This window comes from Collinsella aerofaciens (assembly GCF_015556945.1).
In the GTDB taxonomy this organism is placed as follows: domain Bacteria; phylum Actinomycetota; class Coriobacteriia; order Coriobacteriales; family Coriobacteriaceae; genus Collinsella; species Collinsella aerofaciens_AO.
Window position 1 is genome coordinate 1 of record NZ_JADNNH010000030.1, and the last position, 21,982, is coordinate 21,982.

Annotated in this window: 16 protein-coding genes and 1 tRNA gene; 1 reads left to right on the forward strand and 16 read right to left on the reverse strand. The window is 58.6% G+C overall.

Going from position 1 to position 21,982, the window contains the following annotated elements:
* Positions 1-211: 211 nt before the first annotated feature.
* The 15 genes from I2F59_RS08335 to I2F59_RS08405 all read right to left on the reverse strand — a co-directional run bounded on the left by I2F59_RS08335 (position 212) and on the right by I2F59_RS08405 (position 19,963).
* The gene (locus I2F59_RS08335) at positions 212-1,516 is read right to left on the reverse strand and encodes an MFS transporter (RefSeq protein WP_195503852.1); all 1,305 of its coding nucleotides are present in this window, start codon (positions 1,514-1,516) and stop codon (positions 212-214) included.
* 123 nt (positions 1,517-1,639) lie between these two features.
* A complete protein-coding gene (locus I2F59_RS08340) occupies positions 1,640-2,938 on the reverse strand; it encodes a M20 family metallopeptidase (RefSeq protein ID WP_195503853.1) in 1,299 nt (432 codons plus the stop codon).
* A gap of 116 nt (positions 2,939-3,054) precedes the next feature.
* Positions 3,055-4,038, reverse strand: a complete 984-nt coding sequence (locus I2F59_RS08345; protein WP_195503854.1) for a DMT family transporter — start codon at positions 4,036-4,038, stop codon at positions 3,055-3,057.
* 339 nt (positions 4,039-4,377) lie between these two features.
* The gene (locus tag I2F59_RS08350; protein WP_195503855.1) at positions 4,378-6,567 is read right to left on the reverse strand and encodes a YhgE/Pip domain-containing protein; all 2,190 of its coding nucleotides are present in this window, start codon (positions 6,565-6,567) and stop codon (positions 4,378-4,380) included.
* A complete protein-coding gene (locus tag I2F59_RS08355) occupies positions 6,568-9,333 on the reverse strand; it encodes a YhgE/Pip domain-containing protein (RefSeq protein ID WP_271802656.1) in 2,766 nt (921 codons plus the stop codon).
* Between the two features lie 442 nt (positions 9,334-9,775).
* A complete protein-coding gene (gene htpG / locus I2F59_RS08360) occupies positions 9,776-11,800 on the reverse strand; it encodes a molecular chaperone HtpG (RefSeq protein WP_195503857.1) in 2,025 nt (674 codons plus the stop codon).
* Between the two features lie 202 nt (positions 11,801-12,002).
* Positions 12,003-12,503 (reverse strand): GNAT family N-acetyltransferase, encoded by a 501-nt coding sequence (locus I2F59_RS08365; RefSeq protein ID WP_195503858.1) that lies wholly within the window; start codon positions 12,501-12,503, stop codon positions 12,003-12,005.
* A gap of 39 nt (positions 12,504-12,542) precedes the next feature.
* Positions 12,543-13,193 carry a tyrosine-protein phosphatase gene (locus I2F59_RS08370; protein ID WP_022094060.1) on the reverse strand — a complete coding sequence of 217 codons (651 nt, stop codon included), beginning with the start codon at positions 13,191-13,193 and terminating at the stop codon, positions 12,543-12,545.
* Between the two features lie 17 nt (positions 13,194-13,210).
* Complete coding sequence (locus I2F59_RS08375) at positions 13,211-13,948, reverse strand: CpsD/CapB family tyrosine-protein kinase (RefSeq protein ID WP_055309657.1); 738 nt, start codon at positions 13,946-13,948, stop codon at positions 13,211-13,213.
* A gap of 2 nt (positions 13,949-13,950) precedes the next feature.
* A complete protein-coding gene (locus I2F59_RS08380; RefSeq protein WP_055309656.1) occupies positions 13,951-14,607 on the reverse strand; it encodes a YveK family protein in 657 nt (218 codons plus the stop codon).
* 195 nt (positions 14,608-14,802) lie between these two features.
* Positions 14,803-16,227, reverse strand: a complete 1,425-nt coding sequence (locus I2F59_RS08385; protein WP_271739757.1) for a sensor histidine kinase — start codon at positions 16,225-16,227, stop codon at positions 14,803-14,805.
* Positions 16,228-16,230: 3 nt separating this feature from the next.
* Entirely contained in the window at positions 16,231-16,959 is a 729-nt protein-coding gene (locus I2F59_RS08390) for a response regulator transcription factor (RefSeq protein ID WP_089572665.1), read from the reverse strand.
* A gap of 64 nt (positions 16,960-17,023) precedes the next feature.
* Entirely contained in the window at positions 17,024-17,899 is an 876-nt protein-coding gene (pstB, locus tag I2F59_RS08395) for a phosphate ABC transporter ATP-binding protein PstB (RefSeq protein WP_006234803.1), read from the reverse strand.
* Positions 17,900-18,002: 103 nt separating this feature from the next.
* The gene (locus I2F59_RS08400; protein WP_195503859.1) at positions 18,003-19,241 is read right to left on the reverse strand and encodes a sensor histidine kinase; all 1,239 of its coding nucleotides are present in this window, start codon (positions 19,239-19,241) and stop codon (positions 18,003-18,005) included.
* A gap of 26 nt (positions 19,242-19,267) precedes the next feature.
* Positions 19,268-19,963 (reverse strand): response regulator transcription factor, encoded by a 696-nt coding sequence (locus I2F59_RS08405; protein WP_195503860.1) that lies wholly within the window; start codon positions 19,961-19,963, stop codon positions 19,268-19,270.
* A 197-nt stretch (positions 19,964-20,160) separates the two neighbouring features.
* Between I2F59_RS08405 and I2F59_RS08410 the strand changes: the two genes are divergently transcribed.
* A complete protein-coding gene (locus tag I2F59_RS08410; RefSeq protein ID WP_195503861.1) occupies positions 20,161-21,501 on the forward strand; it encodes a D-alanyl-D-alanine carboxypeptidase family protein in 1,341 nt (446 codons plus the stop codon).
* A 324-nt stretch (positions 21,502-21,825) separates the two neighbouring features.
* Here the strand turns inward: I2F59_RS08410 and I2F59_RS08415 are convergent.
* A tRNA-Ser gene (locus I2F59_RS08415) sits at positions 21,826-21,916 on the reverse strand.
* Positions 21,917-21,982: the final 66 nt, after the last annotated feature.

Here is a 21,982-nt window from a genome sequence, read left to right on the forward strand (position 1 = left end):
TATGGGGACTCGTTCGGCCAGACGCGCCGCCGCGGCAGCTGATCCGTTTTCCTCCGTCCCCTTCGAATCACATGATCCGTTGGGGACGGAGGAAAACGGATCATTCGTAGGCCCGTGGCCGCCTTGGAAACCGAATGATGGTACGAGCATCCATTCGGCTTCTAGGGCGGCCACGAACAGAACGGGGCAAACAGAAAAGAGCGACGGACGTCTACTCCCCCGCCACGCTCGCGCGCAGCTTGGCGGCGATGGGCTCGGATGCCAGCAGGAACACGAGCATGACCGCGGAGCACGCCAAGCAGACAATCCAGGTGCTCACAAAGGAGCCCGTGGCATCGAACAGCACGCCCAAGACGATGGCGCCCACGGTGCCACCGACCATCTCGAGCGAGGTAATGGTGCCCGTGACCTTACCCAGGTCGGCCATGCCAAACTGCTTAGACGCAGCGATCGTGGGCGTAATGGTGCCCATGCACGTTCCGATACCAAAGCTAATGGCAGCCACGATGGGGCCGAGGTCGGTTGCGGGGAAGCACAGGGCGACGCAGGCAACGATGCACGCAACGGACCCCAACACATTGCCAAAACGCAGGCCAAATCGATCATAGATGGCGCCAAGGGAAATCTTGGCGATAACGACGGTAACCATATAGGCCGAAAGCACGGTGCCTGCCCACATAGGGTCGTGACCGCCCGTGACGATCTTGGCGCCGTTGACGGTGACGCTCGTCATATTCGTAACCTGGTTGGGCAGGATGGCGCCATTGACAAGGCCCATAAAGAGGAATGCCACGACGAGCAGCCAGAATGCCGGGCTCTTCTTAATGCGCGACCAACCAACACTGACGTCGGGGGCCGTATGCTCGTCCTTATCGCCCGCGGTGGAAACAGACGGATCGCCCGGGTTCTCGCCGAGCGGCTTCAGGCCAATCTCGGAAGGTTTGGTGCGGAAGGAATACGCCGTGATGGGCAGCGCCGCCACAATGCAGACGGCGGCAAGCACCAAGAAGGCGGAACGCCAGCCCACGCTCACGATTAGCGAGCTCACGATCGGCGAGAGAATGGCGCCGCCAAAGCCCGAGCCCGAAAGCGCAATGGAGATAGCAAGACCGCGTTTGGCTGTAAACCAGTTGGCAGTGACGAGGCTAATGAGCAGGCGGGTCGAGGCCACGGCGAAGCAGCCCGAGACGGCAAAGAGCACGTAGACCTGCCAAAGCTCGCCCACAAAGCTCATGCCGACAAGCACGGCAGAGGTGGCGATAACGGTGAGGGAGCCCAGAACGCGGCCGCTTACTTTATCGGCAACATGGCCGATCACAAGCGAACCCACAACGCTCACCACGGTGGAGATGGCATTGGAGATGTTGTACTGCGCAAGGGAAATGCCCAGGTCGCTGACGATCAGCGGCTGGAACAGGCTCATGCAGTTGACGAAAATCGTGTAGCACGTGGCCATGATCACAAAGCCGGAGGCCACCACGAGCCAGCCGGGGAAGAACTTGCGTTGCCGGGACATACTGCTCCTTATTTAACAAACGAATAGCCGGCGCCGGGCGCCGGTAGTGCCCAAGATTGCCTTGAAAGACAAGGGCATAGGCCTTACGGCCATGCCCGCAGGCTTGAAAGGCAAGGTTGGGTGCTACCGGTGGTCGGCGATATAGCCCAAAGCGACGGCGGTATAGGCCGCGGCACCGAGCGGCAGCTCGGCATCGTTAAAGCGCGCCTTGGGATGGTGCTGGGCAAAATGCTCATCCGTATCGGTTACAGCGGCGCCCACGGTAAAGTACGCGCTCGGGATCTCGCTCGAGATAAGCGCAAAGTCCTCGCTCGCCATGGCGTGGAACAACGGCAGGAAAGCTGCCTTGGGCAATGTCGCACCCACATAGCCCAGCGATGCCTGGGTCATATCGTCATCGAGTACGAGTGGCGGAACATCCGAGAGCGTCTCGATGGTCGCCGGCGTACGATACGTTGCCGCGACGCCATTGACGACCTCGGCAATGCGGCTCTTAAGATGCGCCATGAGCTCGACATCGAAGCCACGCAGCGTTCCCTCGAGCACGCAGGTGTCGGGAATGACGTTTGCCGCCTGACCGCCAGCGAACTTGCCAACGGTAAGCGCGACCTCCTTGGCCGCCGGCACCTCGCGGGAGATGAGCTCCTGAAGCGCCAGATGCACATGGACGCCGGCCGTGATGGGGTCGATGCAGATCTCGGGGCTCGAGCCATGGCCGCCCTTGCCCTGCAGTGTAATGCGGAAACCGTACACGCCCGAAAGCGCCGGGCTTCCATAGAGCACCAAGCCGAGCGGCGATTGGCTGTTAACATGCATGACGAAAGCCGCCTGGGGACGCGGGTTCTGCAGAAGGCCATCGGCAATGGCAGCGCGGGCGCCCTCAAAGGTTTCCTCGCCCGGCTGAAACAGCAGCTTAACCGTGGCATTGGCATCGACAAGCTCGGCCTCGCGAGCCTTGAGCAGGCGGGCGGCACCAAGCAGAGCCGTCGCATGCATATCGTGGCCGCAAGCATGCATGCAGCCGTTGACAGAGGCGAAAGGCTCGCCCGACTCTTCCGCGACGGGAAGGGCATCCATGTCGCCGCGCAGCATGATGACCGTGCCGGCCTGATCGTCCGTGCACGTACCGTTGCCCTGGGCCGCCACGGCCGCACCGGCACCGATTAAGCCCACAACACAGGAGCCGTCGACGAGCGTGACAAACGGGATGCCCATCTCGGTCAGACGTGCCTGGATATACGCAGAGGTTTGCGGAAGGCGATTACCCAACTCGGGCGTCTGGTGCAGGTCGTGGCGCCACGCAGCAAGCTTGTCTGCAAAAGCTTGAGCCTCGGCAACAAGACCGTCACCGATAGCGGCTTGCGCTGCCGGGGTGGCCTTGGGCGCTGGTTGCGGTTGAAAATCGGACAGAGCTGGTGCCATAGATGCCCTCCAGTATTATTTGTGCTGCAAGCACTTTGATGGTCTAAAGTGCAAGGCATAACTGTAAGGGCGTTACATAAAAAACGCCGCCCCAGGAGGGCGGCGCAACAAGTTGTTTACAATTGCGCGCAATTATTTCGGCGCAAAAAATCGAAATGTGTCTCGCTCAAGATGATCGACAAGAAGATGAGGACGAAGCCGGCAAGCAGACGCGAGGTGAGCGCCTCCCCCATCAGCAGCACCGAAAACAACACGCCCGAAGGGGACTCCATCGATAGGAGCAATGAGCCCGTCGAGGCCGGGACGTGCGCCAAGCCGACGTTTTGGATGAGCAGCGCCACGCACGTGCAGCCCACCGAGAGAAAGGTCATCACGCCGATAAAGCTCGGCGTCCACACGGACGCGGGCGCTTGGGTCTCGAACAACAGCGACGAGATAAGGCTCAAGACGCCATTGCCCACAAACATCCAAAACGTAATGACGTTGATATCCATCTTTCGGCCATACTTGGCCGTCACCGACATCTGAATGGCAAAGAAAACCGCACCGCCCAGCGTGATGGCATCACCGATGTTGAACTCGACACTATCGAGCGCCACCAGGCCAATGCCCGCCAGGCAGAGCAATGCGGCACCTAAGTTGTAACGAGTGAGCTTTTCGCCGCTTAGGAAATAGCTCGCGAACGGGACCAGAATGCAATAGGTGCCCGTCAAAAAAGCGTTCTTACCCGCCGTGGTCTGAGCCAGACCGACCGTCTGCAAGGCATAGGCTGCCCACATGAGCGCGCCCATGCTCAGACCAACAATCAGATTGCGAGCGTTAAGGTGGGCGGCGATGCGCTTGCGAAAGATAACAAGCATGACCAGCGCTGCGGGAAGAAAACGAATATAGAGCAGTTCGAACACTGGAATGGTGTCGAGCGCGTCCTTCATAGTGGTAAAGGAGTAGCCCCAGATAATCGCCACCGAAAGCAGTAGAACTTTCCAGAACAACGGCGAACGAGCACCAGCACCACGGGAGGTGCCGCCCGCGCCCAGGTCCTCGCGAGCAACAGGGCTATCGGGCATGTTTTCGATTTCGTTGGCAGCGTATTGGGCCATGGAACATCCTCACACTCAAACTGGGCGTGGTGTCCGCACGCGTATGGCTGCGTGCCGCCTCATGGTCAAATAAAAACGGGACGCGCCGGACCCCCGGCACGCCCCGCTACTGTAGCAACAACCAAGCAGCCCGCGCAATTCACTACGCTAAAGCATCTTGTTCCGCCGTTCTACCGAACGGCGGAACGGCCGACGCTGCGCGAGCCGCATTCACACCAATCTGACGTTCAATTTCAAGGGCGCGACCAGAAGGTCAGCGCCCTTTCATTTCACGTCACCTTGGCGCAAATGCGGCTCGCTCGCTGACATTGCCGCAGCATCAGCGTTTACATTGTTGCGCTAGATTAATTTAGTACTCTCAAGCTTTTCGATGATCCAGTCGTTGGCTTTGATGACTGGGCGGCGGAAGACCACACCCAAGGCCAGCGACGGAATCAGATAACTCGCCAGAATGCCCAGCTCAATCCAGTACTCCATATGGTAGGCACCGGCCATGGCGGCATGCATGGCGTTGATGCCGTGGGTGAACGGCAGGAACGGATAGATCGCCTGGAACACGGGGCCGGTCATCTCGATGGGGAACGTGCCGCCCGAACCACCGACCTGCATAACCAACAGCACGACAGCGAGTGCCTTACCGATATCGCCAAACGACACCGTAAGCGTGTAGACGATATTGGAGAACACGAGGCTCGCGACCCAGCCCGCCAGTACAAACTGCAACGGGTTGTCGCACTGGATGCCAAAGAACAGGATGTCGCCCGCGCACACGAGCGTTGCCTGCAGCAGTGCCAGACCGCCAAAGAACAGGTAGCGGCCCAGGTAGATCTCGTGCAGGCGCACGGGGATGAGCTCGTTGATGAGCTCATCGTCAACCGACACCTTCATCATGGCCGCCAGCACGATCGAGCCCACCCACAGCGACAGGATGGTATAGAACGGCGCCATGGCAGAGCCGTAATTGCGAATCGGGTAGACCGGCTTGCGGTCGAGTGCGACGGGGCCGGAAAGCGACGCGGCCAAACCCTCGGGGTCGTTGCCGATCATTGTCTTGATCGTGGCCAGATCGTCCGACATAAGGGCACCGTCAAGCTCGTCCTTAAACGCGCTGATCTTGTCCGATGCCTTTCCCAGCTGATCGGAAGCCTTGTTGACCAGCTTTGCGGCCTTAGAGAGGCCCTTTGCCAGCGAACCAGATGCGTCGGTCAGGCCGTCTACGGCGCTATCCAGGTCGTCCGAGATGCTGTTCAGTGAATTCAGAACCCCCGAGACGGTCTTCTTGAGTTCCTTGGCCTTAACCGAAAACGTGGAATCGTAGTCGGACTTGGAACCCGCGATGCCGGCCTTGGCATCCGCGATTGCCTGATCGACCTCGGCACGCGACTTGTTAACTTCTGCCATGCCGTCAGAAAGGGACTTTGCGGTTGCCGTCAGGTCCTTGGCGTTATTGCGATACTCCACCGCGATCCTGCTCAGCGATGTTGCCACAGACTTGAGGCTGTCCTGAAGCTTTTCGTCAGTCACCTGATCGGCAAAGCTGCGGAGCTGGTCAGCAGTGGCGTCGATATCGTCGGCACGCGTGTTGAGCGCCGCCGCGGCATCGTTGAGTTGGGACACCGTAAGGTCGACATGTTGATTCGCGGCATCGAATGCCTTCGCAAGCTCGGCGGACACGTTGTCAAACGAGCCCGCGCTTCCGTCAATCGCGGCGTTGATGGCGTCGTTGGCGTCCTTCAGCGCTTCCTTGGAATCGCTCATACCGCTCTTGGCATGCTCCATCAGCTGCTTAGTCGACTCATCGACCGCGCCCGTCTGTTTGAGCATACCGCCCGCCGATGTCAGTGAATCGGACGTTGAGCTCAAAATGCCCGCAAGCGACGTTGCGCTGGCCTGAACGTCCTGCAGGTCCTCAATCGAATCGCCGAGCGTCGAGGACAGGTTGGCGATAAAGTTACCCACCTGGTCGGTGCTCATGTAATCGAGCAGGCTGGACACCGTCTTAAGACCGATCGTCGTAATGGTCTCGGTAAAAGTTTTGTTAACCTGGCTCTGGACGGCGCTCGAACCCTTCTCGGTCACGATCTGCGCAATGGCGTTGGCCTTCTGATTCTCGTAGAACTCGATATCGGCATGCTTCACGTCGGTCGAGAAAAGCGTCATCATGTCAGCGCTAAACGTTTTGGGGATAACGACGGCAGCATAGTACGCGCCCGACTTAACGCCCTCGATAGCCTTTTCGCGATTGTTGAGCACAACCCAATCGAAGCTCTCGTTGCCGCGTAGGGTGGCGGTCACGTTTTCGCCCACGTTAACCTCGACGGGGATCAAATCGCTCTCGTAACCCTCATCGGTGTTGACCACGGCGATCTTAAGATTGCCGGTGTTGCCGTACGGATCCCAGCTGCCGGCGATGTTAAACCACGCGTACAGACACGGTACGATAATGAGGCCCATCACGACAACCAAGCCGATCACGGAGCGAGACACGTTTTGGACATCGCGCTTAAACAGATGCAGGATGTTCTTCATTTATGCCTCACCTCCTTTGGAGTGCTTGCCAAGCGCGGTGGTATCTCCATCATTTGTGGCTGTGCTGTCGCTGCCCTGAGATTTATGGTGCGAGCCGATATGCGGCAAGCGACCCGTGGACTGATCGCCGCCCTTGGCACCACGCTCGCTGGCGTTGAGGCCAAACATGTGGCGGGCGGCAGGAATGGCGGCCGTGTGTTCGCGCATCTCGCGACGCAGGTCCTCATCCGAAAGCGCCGAGATGCGCATCTGGGTATTGAGGCTCGCTCGGATATATTCGATATTGATCAGCCAGCCGCAGATGGCAATAACCGAGATGATCCAAATGACAAGCAGGATGATCTTGCCGTTATTGTCGATATCGAGAACCGTCGACAGGACAAAGAGCAGGACCTGAACGCCCACCACGGCGGCAAAACCGCCCTTGATGTAGTACGGGTAGCGATGTTCAAAGGCGACCGCATGATCGAGCAGTTCGCGACGGTACGAATCGGAATCGAGCATGACGCGCATGGCCGTGCGCAGCGAGTAGCGCTGGCGCGGCAGGTCGTTGGACTCGCAAATCATCATACCGGTCGTGGAGAGCTGTTTATCAAAGAGCAGGTTAAGGTTGAGCAGCAGCGGACGCAGCTGCAGGCCGATAAAGAGCGCCACGATCAAGAACACGCCCAGAATGCACAGGTTAAACAGGTAGTTGAACGAATACATGCCGCCGACCGTCTCGCGCAGCAGATTGATGCCGTAGGTAAAGGGCAGCAGCGGGTGCAGCCACTGGAAGAAGCCTGGCATCATCTCGATGGGGTACATGCCCGACGAACCCGGGATCTGCACGATAACCAGAATGACGCCGATAGCCTTGCCGATATGCTTAAACGTGGTGGACAGCGCATAGATGATATTGACGTAGGTGAACGAGATGGCGATGCCGCCCAGCACGAACAGCAGCGGGCTGACGCACTGCACGCCGATCACCAGATCGCCTACCGTAACGATGATGGCCTGCAACGCGCCCAGGATCACCAGGAGCAACCAGCGGCCAAAGTAGCCCTGACGCGCGGTAAAGCTGCCGATGCCTTCGCGGTCGACCTCGAGCTTGTAGATGGCGATAAGCACGTAGCCGCCCACCCACAGCGCCAGATTGGTATAGAACGGGGCAATGCCCGAACCAAAGCTCTTGACCGGGTAAATTGACTTTGAGGTCAGCTCGACCGGAGATGCCATGAAGTCTGCAACATCATCGACGTCGACGCCCATCAGGCCGGCCAGCTCGCCCATGGACTCGGAGGTCTGTAGCGCCGCGATGTCGTTGGCGGCGGTTGCGAGCTTGTCCTGGACCTTGGCAAGCGAGGCATCGGTCTGGGACAGCGTGGTCTTGGCCTGACCGAGCGTGGCGTTGAGTTGCGAAAGTGTACCGCGCGCACTTGCAATAGTAGGCGTGAGGCCAGACACGATTCCCGTCAGATCACCCGAGACGGCGGCAAACGAATCAAGTGCGCTCGAGACCTTCGGCAGCGCGTTTTGACCCAGGTCCGTCTGAGCCTGGCCAAGGTTGGTCGCACCGGTCTGAATTGCATTATTGATAGCGTCGCTGGCACCCGAGACAGCCGCAGCGTCATTCGCCATGGCGCTCGACTGCGCAGACAGACCGTCCTTGATGCTCTGAAGCTTTTCATTCTGCTCGCGGAGCAAATCGATGATCGATACAATGCGCGCGTCAATTTCCTTGGAACCTGTCGACGTGTCATTGACGAGAATTTCCAAGTGCCCGATAACGGCCTTATTGTGGTCGATCGTCGCTTGGAGAGACTCAAGCGAGTTGTCGATACGGGTAGTCGTAGATGCGACCGTGCCCGTCAGCTTGCCAATCGCAGCGTTTGCGGAGGCTGACGTCTTGGTGAGCGCAAGGCTGCCTTCCGAGAGCGCCTTGGAGAGCAAGGCGACAGAGTTGCCCGCCGTGGCGCGAGCCTCGCCCAGCAGGTCATTGCCCTGGGAGATCGCCTGCGTCAGCGACGGCGCCTGACCCTGCAGACCGGCAAGTGCCGCATCTGCCGAGGCAATGGAACCACTCGTCTTATCGATGGCGGCATTCATGTCGCCAATCGAATCACGCACTTCGCCCAACGTATCGGAAGCCTCTGATACCGAACCGGCCAACGAATCCTGAGTCTGGGTTGCCTTGTCCTTTAAATCGACTCCGGCATCCTTGGCAATACTGGCAACGGTCTCGCCCACCGTGGAGACAAATTCCGAGTTGATCTGCTCCTCGATGGTGTTTGCACCGGTGTCGGTAACCTTGGGCGCAATAGCGCTCTTCTTCTCATTGACGTAGTACGTAAGCTTGGGCTGATGGTAGTTGCCGTCGAGCATCGAAACCAGGTTATCCGAGAAGTTCTTGGGGACTACGATGGCCGCATAGTACTCACCGCTCTCGACGCCCTCTTTGGCATCGGCCGCAGAATCGACGAAGGTCCAGCCCAGCTGATCGTTCTCCTTGAGCTGATCGACGACCTGATCGCCCGCGTTGAGCTCGCCCACCAGGTCGTTTTGGGTGCCCCGATCGTTGTTGGCGATGGCAATCTTGATGCCCTGGGTGTTTCCGTACGGATCCCAGTTGGCCACGATGTTGTACCAGGCATACAGCGAGGGAATAACGCACACGCCAAGGGTAACCACCAAGGCGACGGGGTTCACAAGCAGTCGCTTAATGTCGCGCTTAAATATCGCAAAGGAGACCTTTGCATTGGATAGTTTGCTGCCGAGACTCACGCTTGGACCATCCATCCTGTCGTTGAATCGAATCGTACTATCGATAACCATTGTACGTAAGCGCTTTAGCGTCTCAGAGCACAATGGTATTGAGTTTTGCGGGTAGCAATATACTACGAAGACGAATTAACGTACAGTTGTACAGTATCTTTAATTTCAGCAGGTCACAAAACCACAACCCGCACAAATTAGCAATTCAAATAGTCATCGGGGACGTTCTTAAACGACTGGTCAAACAAGAACGCCCCCAACGACTAGTTTGGACCACGGTAACATCGATGTTTTAGCAATGCCAGCGAGCGGGCGCCAGAGCGAACAAATTGGCATGAAAAGAGGACGGCATAGACCTTCTGGTCATGCCGTCCTCTTTGAATGACAAGTTGTCGCTCTGGCGCCCGCGCAGCGTCGACCGGTCCGCCGTTCGTTAGAACGGCGGAACCAATTACATAAGTTCACAAATGGCGGCTGCGAAGGCTACGGGGTCCTCGGGGAGGATGCCCTCGACCAGCAGAGCCTGGTCATAGAGCAGACCGGAGTACTGCTTGATCTTGTCGGCGTCGCCTGCCTTCTGGGCAGCGACAAGCTTGTCAAAGACCGGGTGCTTGGCGTTGAGCTCGAGCACGCGTTGGCTCTTGGGCATGCCGTCGGGCGCGCCCTCGGGTCCCTTCTGGAGCACCTTCTCCATCTCGAGCGAAAGTGGGCCCTCGGTGGTGATACAAGCGGGGGCATCGGTCAGGCGCGCGGAGACGGCGACTTTCTCGACCTTGTCACCGAGCGCCTCCTTCATAGCGCTAAAGAGGTCCTCGTTCTCCTTGGTGGCGTCCTCGGCCTCCTTCTTCTCGTCCTCGGTCGCCAGGTCAAGATCACCGGTCGCAACGTTCTTGAGCTCTAGATGACGATCCTCGACCTCGGGCTCGGCACCGTCGGCCACAGCCTTCTCGGCAGCCTCGCGGGCAGCATCGTCCTCGTAGATCTTGGGCATATCGGCGGCAACGTACTCACGCATAGCCTGGAACGTGAACTCATCCACATCCTGCGTCAGCAGCAGCACGTCATAGCCGCGGTCGAGCACGCCCTTTACCACGGGCATCTTGGCCAAGCGCTCACGCGAGTCGCCGGCGGCGTAGTAGATGGCCTTCTGATCCTCAGGCATGCCCTTGGCATACTCGGCCAGGGTAATCATCTTCTGTTCCTTGGCAGACCAGAACAGCAACAGGTCGGCGAGCTCATCGGCCTTCATGCCATAGCTCGAGTAGATGCCGTACTTAAGACCGCGGCCAAAGTTCTCAAAGAACTTCTCGTAGGCCTCGCGGTCGTTGTCACGCATATCCTCAAGGTCGGCGGTAATCTTCTTTTCCACACGCTTGGCGATGGCCTTGAGCTGACGGTTCTGCTGCAGCGTCTCGCGCGAGATGTTGAGCGACACGTCGGCGGAATCCACGACGCCGCGGACAAAGTTGTAGTAGTCGGGCAGCAGGTCGTCGCACTTCTCCATGATCAGGACGTTGGAGCTGTAGAGCGCCAGACCCTTCTCGTAGTCCTTGCTGTACAGATCGAACGGCGCGCGTCCCGGCACAAACAGCAGGGCGTCATACTCGAGCGTGCCCTCGGCGTGGAAGCTGATGGTGCGCGCAGGATCGTCAAAGTCGTGGAACGTGGACTTGTAGAACTCGTCGTAGTCCTTCTGCTCGACATCGGAGCTGTGCTTCTTCCAGATCGGTGTCATGGAATTGACGGTCTCGAGCTCCTGGTAGTCCTCGTACTCGGGCTTGTAATCGTCGCCGGCGTCCTCGGGCTTGGGTTTCTGGCGGCTCTTGGACACCATCATCTGGATCGGGTAACGCACATAGTTACTGTACTGCTGAATCAGGCTCTTGAGACCCCACTCGGTCAGGAAGCGATCGTAGGTCTCGGCCTCGCCGTCGGCATCGAGCTTCTCGTTCTCGCGCAGCGTCAGGATGACATCGGTACCGTGCTCGGCGCGCTCGCCGTCCTCGATGGTGTAGCCCTCAAGACCGTCGGATTCCCACACATGGGCGACATCCTCGCCGTAGGCGCGGCTGACGACCTTCACATGGCTGGCGACCATAAAAGCCGAGTAGAAGCCCACGCCAAACTGACCGATGATGTCGACATCGGAGCCCTGCTGCTCGGCGTTCTCGGTCTTAAACTCCTCGGAGCCGGAATGGGCGATGGTGCCCAGATTGCGCTCCAGCTCCTCGGCGGTCATGCCAATGCCGTTATCCGAGATGGTAATGGTGCGGGCGTCTTTATCAAAGGAGACGCGAATGGCCAGGTCGCCCTGGTCGATCTTGACGCTCGGGTCCTGCAGGCTCTTAAAGTTGAGCTTGTCGACGGCGTCGCTCGCGTTAGAGATAAGCTCGCGCAGGAAGATTTCTTTATTGGTGTAGATGGAGTTGATCATGAGGTCGAGCAGTTTTTTGCTCTCGGTCTTAAATTGACGCATGTGCAGTCCTTTCGCGCTACCCCTGTCCGCAAAAACGGCTCGGTCGCCCGAGCCGCATCGCAGACCTGCTATGTTCAGGCTTAGATTTTATAACCCATTAACGCGCATATATACATACGGAATCGAAAAACTGTATGTCCGAGCGCTCTGATGCGCCAATTGCCAAGGAGTGTCCCCAACTGCCGGCAGGAAAGGAACGTTCCTATCTGCCATCTACGCGCTTGGCCATCCAGGCATGAGGCTGGCCCTCGTCTTCGTAGTCCACCGGGGCAATCTGCGTGTAGCCCGCCTTGGCATAGAGCGGCAGCACGTATTCCTGAGCATGCAGCTTAATGAGCTTGGCGCCGGCAGCACGCGCGCACGTATCACTGGCCTCGACAATCTTGCTCGCCAAACCGCGACGGCGCATGCTCGGCAGCACGGCCACGCGCCCCATAATGTAGGTCTCCCCCGCCGCGACACCTTCGTCCAAGTCGCACGCCGGCGACACCGGAGCCTCTGCGTCAGCCGCGTGCTCAAGCTCTTCGGGAAACACGCGCGAGCAACCGGCAAGCTCGCCGTCTACATAGAGCGTCACATGAATGCAGTTCGGATCCTCGTCGATAGCGTCGAACTCATTCTCGTAGCCCTGCTCGTCCATAAAAATGACGCGGCGCACCAACGCCGCGTCATCAAAGCATCCCGTCTTAAGTTGGATATCCATGGCTGCCCTTTCATTCAGTGCGAACGTTAGGGACAGATTTTAGCGAAAATGAGCTCCGCGCACGCTAAACTTCGCGCGAGCCTTCGCCAGGCAATCGTAATGACCCACGTTATGGGCATCGCTCGCGATGAAGCTGTACAGGTTCTGATCGAACAGGCGCTGTGCCGGCTTTTTCTCGCGACCAAAGCGACCGCCGGCAATAAAGTCCGCCGAAGCCTGCAGCTTGCAGCCCATATCGACCAGGCGCTCCGCCACGCTTACATCCTTTTGAACCGCACGATAGCGCTCAGGATGAGCGATGATCACCTGGTAGCCACGGCACTGCAAATCGTAAATCGTGTTCTCGTACTCTCTAAACGCATACGCATCGGCATGCGTCGAAAGCTCGAGCAGAAACTCGTTGGTCCCATCGAAATGCAAGTGCTCCGCGGCATCGATACCAAGCTCAACGAGCTTTCGATGGTTGACCTCGAAGCCCATCTGGAGCGGAAAACCGTCAGCGTTATCGCGCAGCAGCTCAAAGGCATCCCACATCTTGTCGTAATCAAAATAGGGATCACGGCAGTGAGGAGTGCAAACAATTCTGGTTACACCAGCCCGCTTGGCAGCCTCGAGCATCGCCAAGCTCTCATCGAGATCGGCGGCGCCGTCGTCTACACCCGGCAAGATATGGCAATGAATGTCACGCATAGGTCAGCCTTAATCAACTAAACGTTTGCTCGGTTGGTGAAGATGCCCTTTTTGGAAGTCCCCTGATCGTCGGAGCCCTTCTTCACCTTCTTACCGTCCTTGGTGTAGTAGGAGTAGTAGTACTCGCTGGTCTCGGTCTCGCAGTAGTTCATAACGGTACCGATGAGCTTGACCTTCTCGGACTTTTTAAGCTGACCGATGGCGTTGAGCGCCTCCTCGCGCTTGGTGAAATCCTCACGCACCACGAACAGCGTGCCGTCGGTCAGGCTGGCAATCTCGGCAGCATCGATGAAGGTGCCGACCGGGGGAGCATCAAAGATGACGTACTGGAACTTGGCGGACAGCGCCTTTACCAGCTTGGCAAAGCGGTGAGAGACGATGATGTCGGCAGGATTGGGAATATGCGGCTCGGCATCGAGGAAGTAGAAGTTCTTCTGACCCGTCTCGACAATTGCCTGGTCAATGGAGATCTGCTCGGAAAGGACCGCATAGAGTCCGCCGCGCGAACGAACGCCGAGCATATCGGAAAGGGACCTGCGGCGCATATCGGCCTCGACCAGAAGCACGGACTTGCCGCTCGTGGCGATTGCCTGAGCAAGGTTAATGGAAACCGTAGACTTGCCCTCGTTGGGAATCGAGGAGGTAACGGTGATGGTGCGGATGGGGTCGTCCACGCTCGCAAAGCGGATGTTGGCCAGAAGGGTCTTGGCGGCATTCTGTACAACGAGCTTGTCGGTGTTCTTTGCCTTAGCCATGCCTATTTACCACCTTTCATAGCCGGAATTCGGCCAACAACGGGAATGCCCAGGAGCTCTTCTGCCTCTTCGGCACCGCGGATGCGGGTATTGAGCATGTCTGCCAAAACGACATAGGCGACTGCGATAAAGATACCGGCGAGGAACGCGACGGCAATATACAGCGTGCGCTTGGGGCCGCTGGGGGCTTCGGGGGTCTTAGCCTCGTCGATAACGTTGATGCTCTGGGCAGCGCCGACGTTCTGAGCGACCGTACTCACCGAGCTGGCCATGGCCTTTGCGACCTTAGCCGTCTCCTTGGCATCGGTGCCGGTAACCGAAAGCGTAATGACACGCGTGGTGGTCTCGGAGGAAACAGACACCTTGTAGTCATCCAGATCAGTGAGGCCCAGTTCATTGGCTGCGCCGCTCTTAACGCTATCGCTATCCAGCAGCGTGGCGATATCGTTGGAAAGCATCTGACTCGCCGAGAGATCGTTGTAGCTCATCTGACCGCTATCGTCGGTCTTGGCGAGAATGTACATGCTCGTCGTCGCGGTATAGGTGTTGTCCATCGCAACGAAGGACACGATGCCCATGGCGATCGCGCAGACCACCGGAAGGGTGATGACCAGCTGAAGGTGCTTCTTCAGCAGCTGGAACAGTTCGAGAAGGGTCATGCAGCTTGCCTTTCATTTCCCCAGTTCGGATTGACAAAACTGTCCGTATGTTATCGCATCTTTTTACCGAAACCAAACTCTATACATAAGAAACAGGCTCTCCTGTAAAAATGTCGGAAGCAATCGTAAAATTGCACAACAACGCCGCACCCGAAAGTCAAATGCGGCGTCTGCATCAATATCTATGTTGTATCGCTATGCGAATGGCTCGTCCTGCCGTATGGGAAACGTCACCGTAATGGTGGTTCCCACGCCCAACTCGCTCGACAGATCGAGCGTGGCGTGATGATACAGGGCCGCATGCTTGACAATTGCAAGCCCCAGACCGGTTCCGCCGCGCGCCTTGGACCTACTCTTGTCCACGCGATAGAACCGCTCAAATACCTTGCCCTGTTCTTCAGGCGCGATACCGATTCCCGTGTCGGCGACCGCAAGGAACGGATGGCCTTCGTCGTTGGTGCCGCACTGCAGCGTAACCGCACCGCCGGGTCGATTGTAGCGGATGGCGTTGCTCGCCAGATTATAGATGAGCTCGTCAATCAAGCGCGACACGCCTTCGATGACCACAGGCTTGGTCTCATGACTTATCGTCACATTCGCCTGACGGGCGACCTGTTCAAGACGCTGCTCAACCGCGTAGATGGCACGCGAGAGCTCAATAGGCTCCGTGGAACCAATGGGCACCGCCTCGCCCTCAGTTGCACGCTCGGCCTCGTCCAAGTTAGACAGCGTAAGGATGTCGTTGACAAGCGCTGCCAAGCGGCCCGCCTCACGATAGATGCGACCGCCAAAGTTGCGCAGGTCGCCCTCGCCCTCGACCATGCCGTTTGCGATGAGCTCGGCATAGCCCGAAATCGCCGTAAGCGGCGTCTTGAGCTCATGGGTGATATTCGCCGTGAACTCGCGGCGCATACGGTCGTTGTCCGCTAGCACCGCCATTTGGCGCTTGAGTTCCTGGCGCTGCGACTCGATACGCTCAAGCATGGGGACCATCTCGGCATAGGCGTGCTCATAGCTACGGCGTGGGTGGTCCAAATCCACCTCTTGCAACGGCGCGATGATGGCACGGGACTCGCGGCGCGCCATAAAAAACGAGAGTACCGCACCCGCTGCTGCGATAAGCAGCATCGGCGCCACCATCGACAGCAAAATCGCCGTAACGCCAGGCTGGGCCTGCGCCAAGCGGACAACCTGGCCGTTATCAAGGGCGACGGCGCGATACAGCATAATCTCGTCGAGCGTAGAGCTTGCGCGCTCCGCGGAACCCAAACCACTCTCAAAGGCCTCGATGACCTCGGGGCGATCGCCATGGTTGGGCAGTGCGGAAGGCGACGCCTCGTTGTCGTAGGCAACCGATCCATCCTTGTTAATCAGCGTGATTCGCAAGTCCTCGCGATCAAGGCTACGCAAGAACGGGATGGGCTCCTGCTGTTCGTCGAGAGCGGCAGCAATGAGCTCGGTTTCCTGCGCCAGATTGGTACTCGTGGCATCCGCCAAGGTGTTTTGCACAAAGAACGCACCCAGCACCGTAAACGCCACGATAACCGCCATGGCGCAGACAAAGATCGTCACAAAAACGCGGTGCGACAGCGTATGTTTTCCCTGGGGGGCGAAGACCACGGGTTACTCCTCCGATGCGGTGGCCGCGGTGTCGTCACCTTCGGCACCATCACCGGCAGAAGGCTCGGCCAAGCGGTAGCCCACGCCGCGCACGGTCTCGATGGCGCTGGCATGCTCGCCCAGTTTTTGGCGAAGCGTCTGCACGTGCACGTCAACGGTGCGCGAACCGCCGTCGAAGTCCCAGCCCCACACGCTCTGCAGCAACGACTCGCGGGTAAAGACCACGCCGGGCTTGCGCATGAGGTACTCGAGCAGGTCGAACTCGCGCAGGGTGAGCTTAAGCGGCTCGCCGGCAACGGTCACCTCGCGATGGCTGGGCGAGAGCACGATGTCGCCCACGCTGAGCACATCGCTCGCCTGCTTGACCATGCCGCCGCGACGCAGCAGTGCGCGGCAGCGGCTCGCAAGCTCCATGAGCGAAAACGGCTTAGTCAGGTAATCGTCGGCACCGCCATCGAGCGCCATCACCTTGTCGAGCTCGGTATCCTTGGCGGTAAGCATCATGATGGGCACCGTCGCCGTCAGGCGATCGGCACGCAGTCGACGCATAATCGCCAAGCCATCGGTATCGGGCAGCATGATGTCGAGCAGGACGGCATCGGGTACCCGTCGCGCCACGGCAGCCTTAAACTCACCGTCGCACGAAAAGCCTTCGGCCTCAATCCCCTGCTTGCGCAGTGCATAGACCGTCAAATCCCTGATGTTGTCATCGTCCTCGACGTAATAGATCATGTTGAACCCCTTTGCGGCCGGCATGACCGCATCTTAACCCTAAAGGTACCTTTTCTAGATGGTATCAGCCAAAACGTCCCGTCAAATAATCCGCCGTGCGCGGATCGGTCGGATTCTTGAAGAGTTGCGCGGTGGGCGCGTGCTCCACCAGCTCACCCAGCAAAAAGAATGCGACCGAATCGGAGATACGCGCCGCCTGCTGCATATTGTGCGTAACGACCACGAGCGTGCAGGTCTCTTTGAGCTCGCAGGCCAGCTGCTCCACCACCAGCGTCGACACAGGGTCGAGTGCCGAGGTCGGCTCGTCCATCAGCAGAATGTCGGGCTGCACGGCAAGTGCGCGGGCGATGCACAGACGCTGCTGCTGGCCGCCCGAAAGACCCAGACCCGACTCTTTGAGCTTGTCCTTGGCCTCGTCCCACAGGGCGGCGCGTCGCAGGGAGTCTTCGACCAGCTCGTCGAGCACGACGCGATCGCGCACTCCCATTCCGCGCGGACCATACGCGACGTTGTCGTAGATGCTCATGGGAAACGGGTTGGGGCGCTGGAACACCATGCCCACGCGCTGGCGAAGGCGGCAGATGTCGTAGTCGCCCAGGATATCTTGACCATCGAGCGCAATCTTGCCCTCGATTCGGCAGTCCTTGATGCCGTCGTTCATGCGGTTAAAGCAGCGCAGCAACGTGGACTTTCCGCAGCCCGAAGGCCCGATAAACGAGGTGATCTGCTTGTCGCGGATCTTGATATTCACGTCCTTGAGCGCATGATGGTCGCCATAGAACAGGTCGAGGCCCTCGACGTCGATGCGCGTCGGCGAGGCGGCAAGATCCTCTGCCGTGGGGCGAGTCGCATCCCCAACCTCGCGCTCGTGCGCGGCCTCGGCCTGCGCTTTCATGAGTTCTTCAAGCTCCGTGGGCTCCACAGCCGCAGCAGCCGTCATACCGCATACCTCCACATCGATATCAATTCAGCAGTATCGATAGTAGGAATCGCGGCTCATATGCACGTGAGCGCATTGTCAAGTGTTTGTAAGGGCACACTGGCTATGCGGCGGGCAGCTCGATGGTGAATATCGTGTGTTCGGGCGTCGATTCACATGCAACGGTACCGCCGTGCGCGCATACGATCTCCTTGGCGATGGCAAGCCCCAGTCCAGCGCCGCCGCGATTGGTCGCACGCGCCGCATCCAGGCGATAGAACTTCTCAAAGATCACCTTGAGCTTTGCCTCAGGGATGGGATCGCCCTGATTGATAAAGCGCACGCGCACGCCACCGCCGTCCCGGCGTCTGGCCTCGATCGTGATGGTCGAGCCCTCATAGCTATAGGCAATAGCGTTTTTCATGATGTTGTTGAACACGCGAGCCATTTTGTCGCCATCCACGAGCACCGTCAGGTCCTCGCGAATATCAACTTGGACTTCCTTATGCTGCTCGTTGAGGATGGGATAGAACTCGTCAGTCACCTGAGCCAGCAGCAACCCCAGATCAACATAGCCGCGCGTGAGCACGATATCGTGGAAGTCAAAGCGCGTGATATCGAAGAACTCTTCGATGAGCGTATCGAGCCGGTGCGCCTTGTCGAGCGCCACGCCCGTAAAGTGCGCACGTTGCTCAACCGGCAGCTCGGGAGCCTCTTGCAGCAGCGAAAGATAGCCCACCACACTGGCAAGCGGGGTGCGTAGGTCATGTGCCAAGTACGTGACCAAATCGTCCTTGCGATGCGACTCGTCACGCAGAGCTTGCTGCACCTTGCGCTCACGGTCACGCACGCGGTTAAGGGCGCCCTCGACCTCCAAGAAGTCGCCGTCGATGTTATCCCAGGTGTCGGGGTGATCGATCAGGCGATCTTGAATACGAGCGGCCAGCACACAATCGGCATGCTGCTCGCCCTGCTCGTAGCCCTGGTAGTACAGGGCGCGGCCACACAAGAACAGCACGCACGCGGCAAGCGCCAGCACAAAGCCAAGCATGTTGAATACAAAGCCGGCATCGAACAGCACCGGCCCTTCGATGCCGCCGAGCGCCATGGCGCCAATCGCCAACGTCATGGCCCACGCGGCGCCGCCAATCACCACGCAGCGGCACACGATCTCAAATCGATCGATCAGCAAAAAGCCGACAAGCAGCACCGCCAAGATTCCGACGATGTTGTCGATGCCAATCAGCAGCAGGCTCAGCAAAAAGAGCAGCACCGTTGCAAGCGCGCGGTTGTCGACGACCGACCTCACGTATTCAAAGAGCCGATCGGGCACCTCGAACGCTTGCCTATCGTCTTTTGTCATATCAAGATCCTCACAAGCGAAAAGCGTTATTCGATGATGTAGCCGACGCCCCAGACGTTTTTGATAAAGCGTGGCTTTTGTGCGTCGTCGCCGATCTTTTCGCGCAAGTGGCGAATATGCACCATCACCGTATTGTTGGAGCCGGGCATAAAATCCTCGCTCCACACCGCGCGGAACAGGTCCTCCACGGCCACCACGCTGCCGCGATGCTCGACCAGATACAGCAAGATTGAATACTCGGTGGGTGTGAGGCGTACCGGTGAACCGTCCACTGTCACGGAACGAGCATCGCGGTTGATCTCCAAGCCGTCGAGCTGAATGGTCGGCGACTCGGCCGCCTGTGCACGGCTACCGTAGCTGGTGTAGCGGCGAAGCTGAGCGTGCACGCGCGCGATGAGCTCCAGCGGACGGAACGGCTTAACCACGTAATCGTCCGCGCCAAGCGAAAGGCCCCCGATCTTGTCTTGCTGGGCATCGCGCGCCGTCAGCATGATCACGGGATAGGTATGGCTGGAACGGATCGTACGCAGCAGCTCAAACCCATCGATATCGGGCAGCATGACATCAAGCAGCGCCAGATCGAACTCCTGCTCCAAAATCGCCTTGGCAGCATCGGCCCCGCTATAGGCAATCTGGACATCAAAGCCCTCTTTTGTAAGGTAGATGCCAACCAAGTCGGCGATGGCCTTCTCGTCATCAACTACCAAAATGCGCTCGTTCATGCGTGCTCCTCTCGCGCTCCATTATGCCTGAGGCGACGCACGCCACACACAACAAGCGTGGGTGATTAAGTCGGCCTTAAGCACCCTTGTGCCCGTTCGGGTGCGGATGTGGGCCAAGCGCGCACGCGATGATCGCCGACGCCGGCAAACGATATACTCTAGTTTCAGAAGAGACCATCCCGTCGAAAGCGAAATCTGTGAAGTCCCTCACCTCTTTTGCTAAGCGCTCAGCCCAGCTTGCCGCCGGCTTTGTCTGCGCTATCGCCCTTGCCGCTGGCGCGCCCACCGTCGCCGGCGCCCAAGTGCTCACGACCGACAATGTTTGCGGCAAAACCGCCGATGCGCGCGGCATCACGGCCGAAAACCTGCCCGATATCGATGCGACCAATGCCCTCGTCATGGGCAAAGACGGCACCGTCTACTATGGGCGCGGCGCCGATGAGCAGGTCAAGATTGCCTCGATCACCAAGGTCATGACCGCAATCCTAACCGTCGAGAATTGCAAGATGGACGAGAAGGTCACGGTGAGCAACGCCGCAGCCACCGTGGGTAATTCGACCGCCGGCTTGCTCGAAGGCGACGAGCTTACCGTGGAGCAGGCACTGCGCGGCTTGATGATTCCCTCGGGCAACGACGCCGCCATCGTGCTCGCCGAATATGTGGGCAAGAAAATCGACCCTAAGACCAAAGACGCCGAGGCCACATTTGTGAAGGCCATGAACGAGCGTGCCAAGAAACTCGGCTGCACCGGTACGCTTTTTGAAAACCCGCATGGTCTGGACTTTGATGAGTGGGCTGGCGATATGCACTCAACCGCACACGACGTAGCGCTGATGATGCAGGAGGCCATGAAAAACGACACGATCCGCGAGGTCGTAGCGAGCGAGGATTCCTGGATCGAGGTCACGGGCGCCGACGGCACCGACCATTCGCATTCCATGGACACGCATAACTATTTGCTGGGCCAAGATGGCAACATCGGTGGCAAGACCGGCACCACCGACGATGCAGGCTATTGCTTTACGAGTGCCTACAACCGCGATGGCGACGAGATCTACACCGTCGTTTTGAACTCCACTACCACCGACCAGCGCTTTACCGATACCGCAACCCTTGCCAATTGGTACTACGGTCACAAGGTGACGGTCGCGATCGCCAACACGCAGGAAAAGACCGCCAACGACAACCCGCTTATGGCACGCATTAGCCAGACAGATTGGACGGACAAGACGATCGACGCCACGCTCGCCGACCCCACGGCGCAAGCGACCGTGTTTTCCCTTGCCGGCGAGGTGACCGAAAAGGTTAGCTACGACGATCTTTCGGGCACGGTGCATGTGGGCGACAAGGTGGGCAGCGTTACGCTCAAGCAAGACGGCACCAAGATCGCCGTCATGGACCTGGTTGCTGACGAGGAAGGCGCAGGGCCGAATCCCATTGAGTGGCTCCTTGTGAAGCTCGACCGCCTGGGCCGCCGCATCGACAACCGCCCACTCACGGCAGAAAGCGAGACCGTCGCCAAGGCGCCCGAGATGTAAGATCGAAGAACAATACACTCGCTGAAAGGAGGTGTCCGAAAGGATGCCTCCTTTTTTTGAGGGTTCGAATCCCCAGCGCCCTTTCTCGATAATAAAAAAGGGCCCCCGATGGGACCCTTCTTTAAAGTTAAACTGGCGGAGAGCTGGGGATGTCCGGACATGCTACGCATGCCCTCCGGCTTCAAAGCCTGACGGCTTTTCGCCCACGGGCTACAAACGCTTTCGCGTTTGCTTAACGCCCGTGCCCTCTCGGGTTCGAATCCCCAGCCTCCTTTCTCCGCACAAAAAAAGGGCCCCAAATGGGACCCTTCTTCAAATTCGTACTGGCGGAGAGCTGGGGATTCGAACCCCAGATGCCCTTTTGGGGCATACTCGCTTAGCAGGCGAGCACCTTCGGCCTCTCGGTCAGCTCTCCGTAACAGCCGTTCTATAGTAACCAAACAGCCAAGGATGGGCAAGAGGAAATTTTCTAATTGCCTAG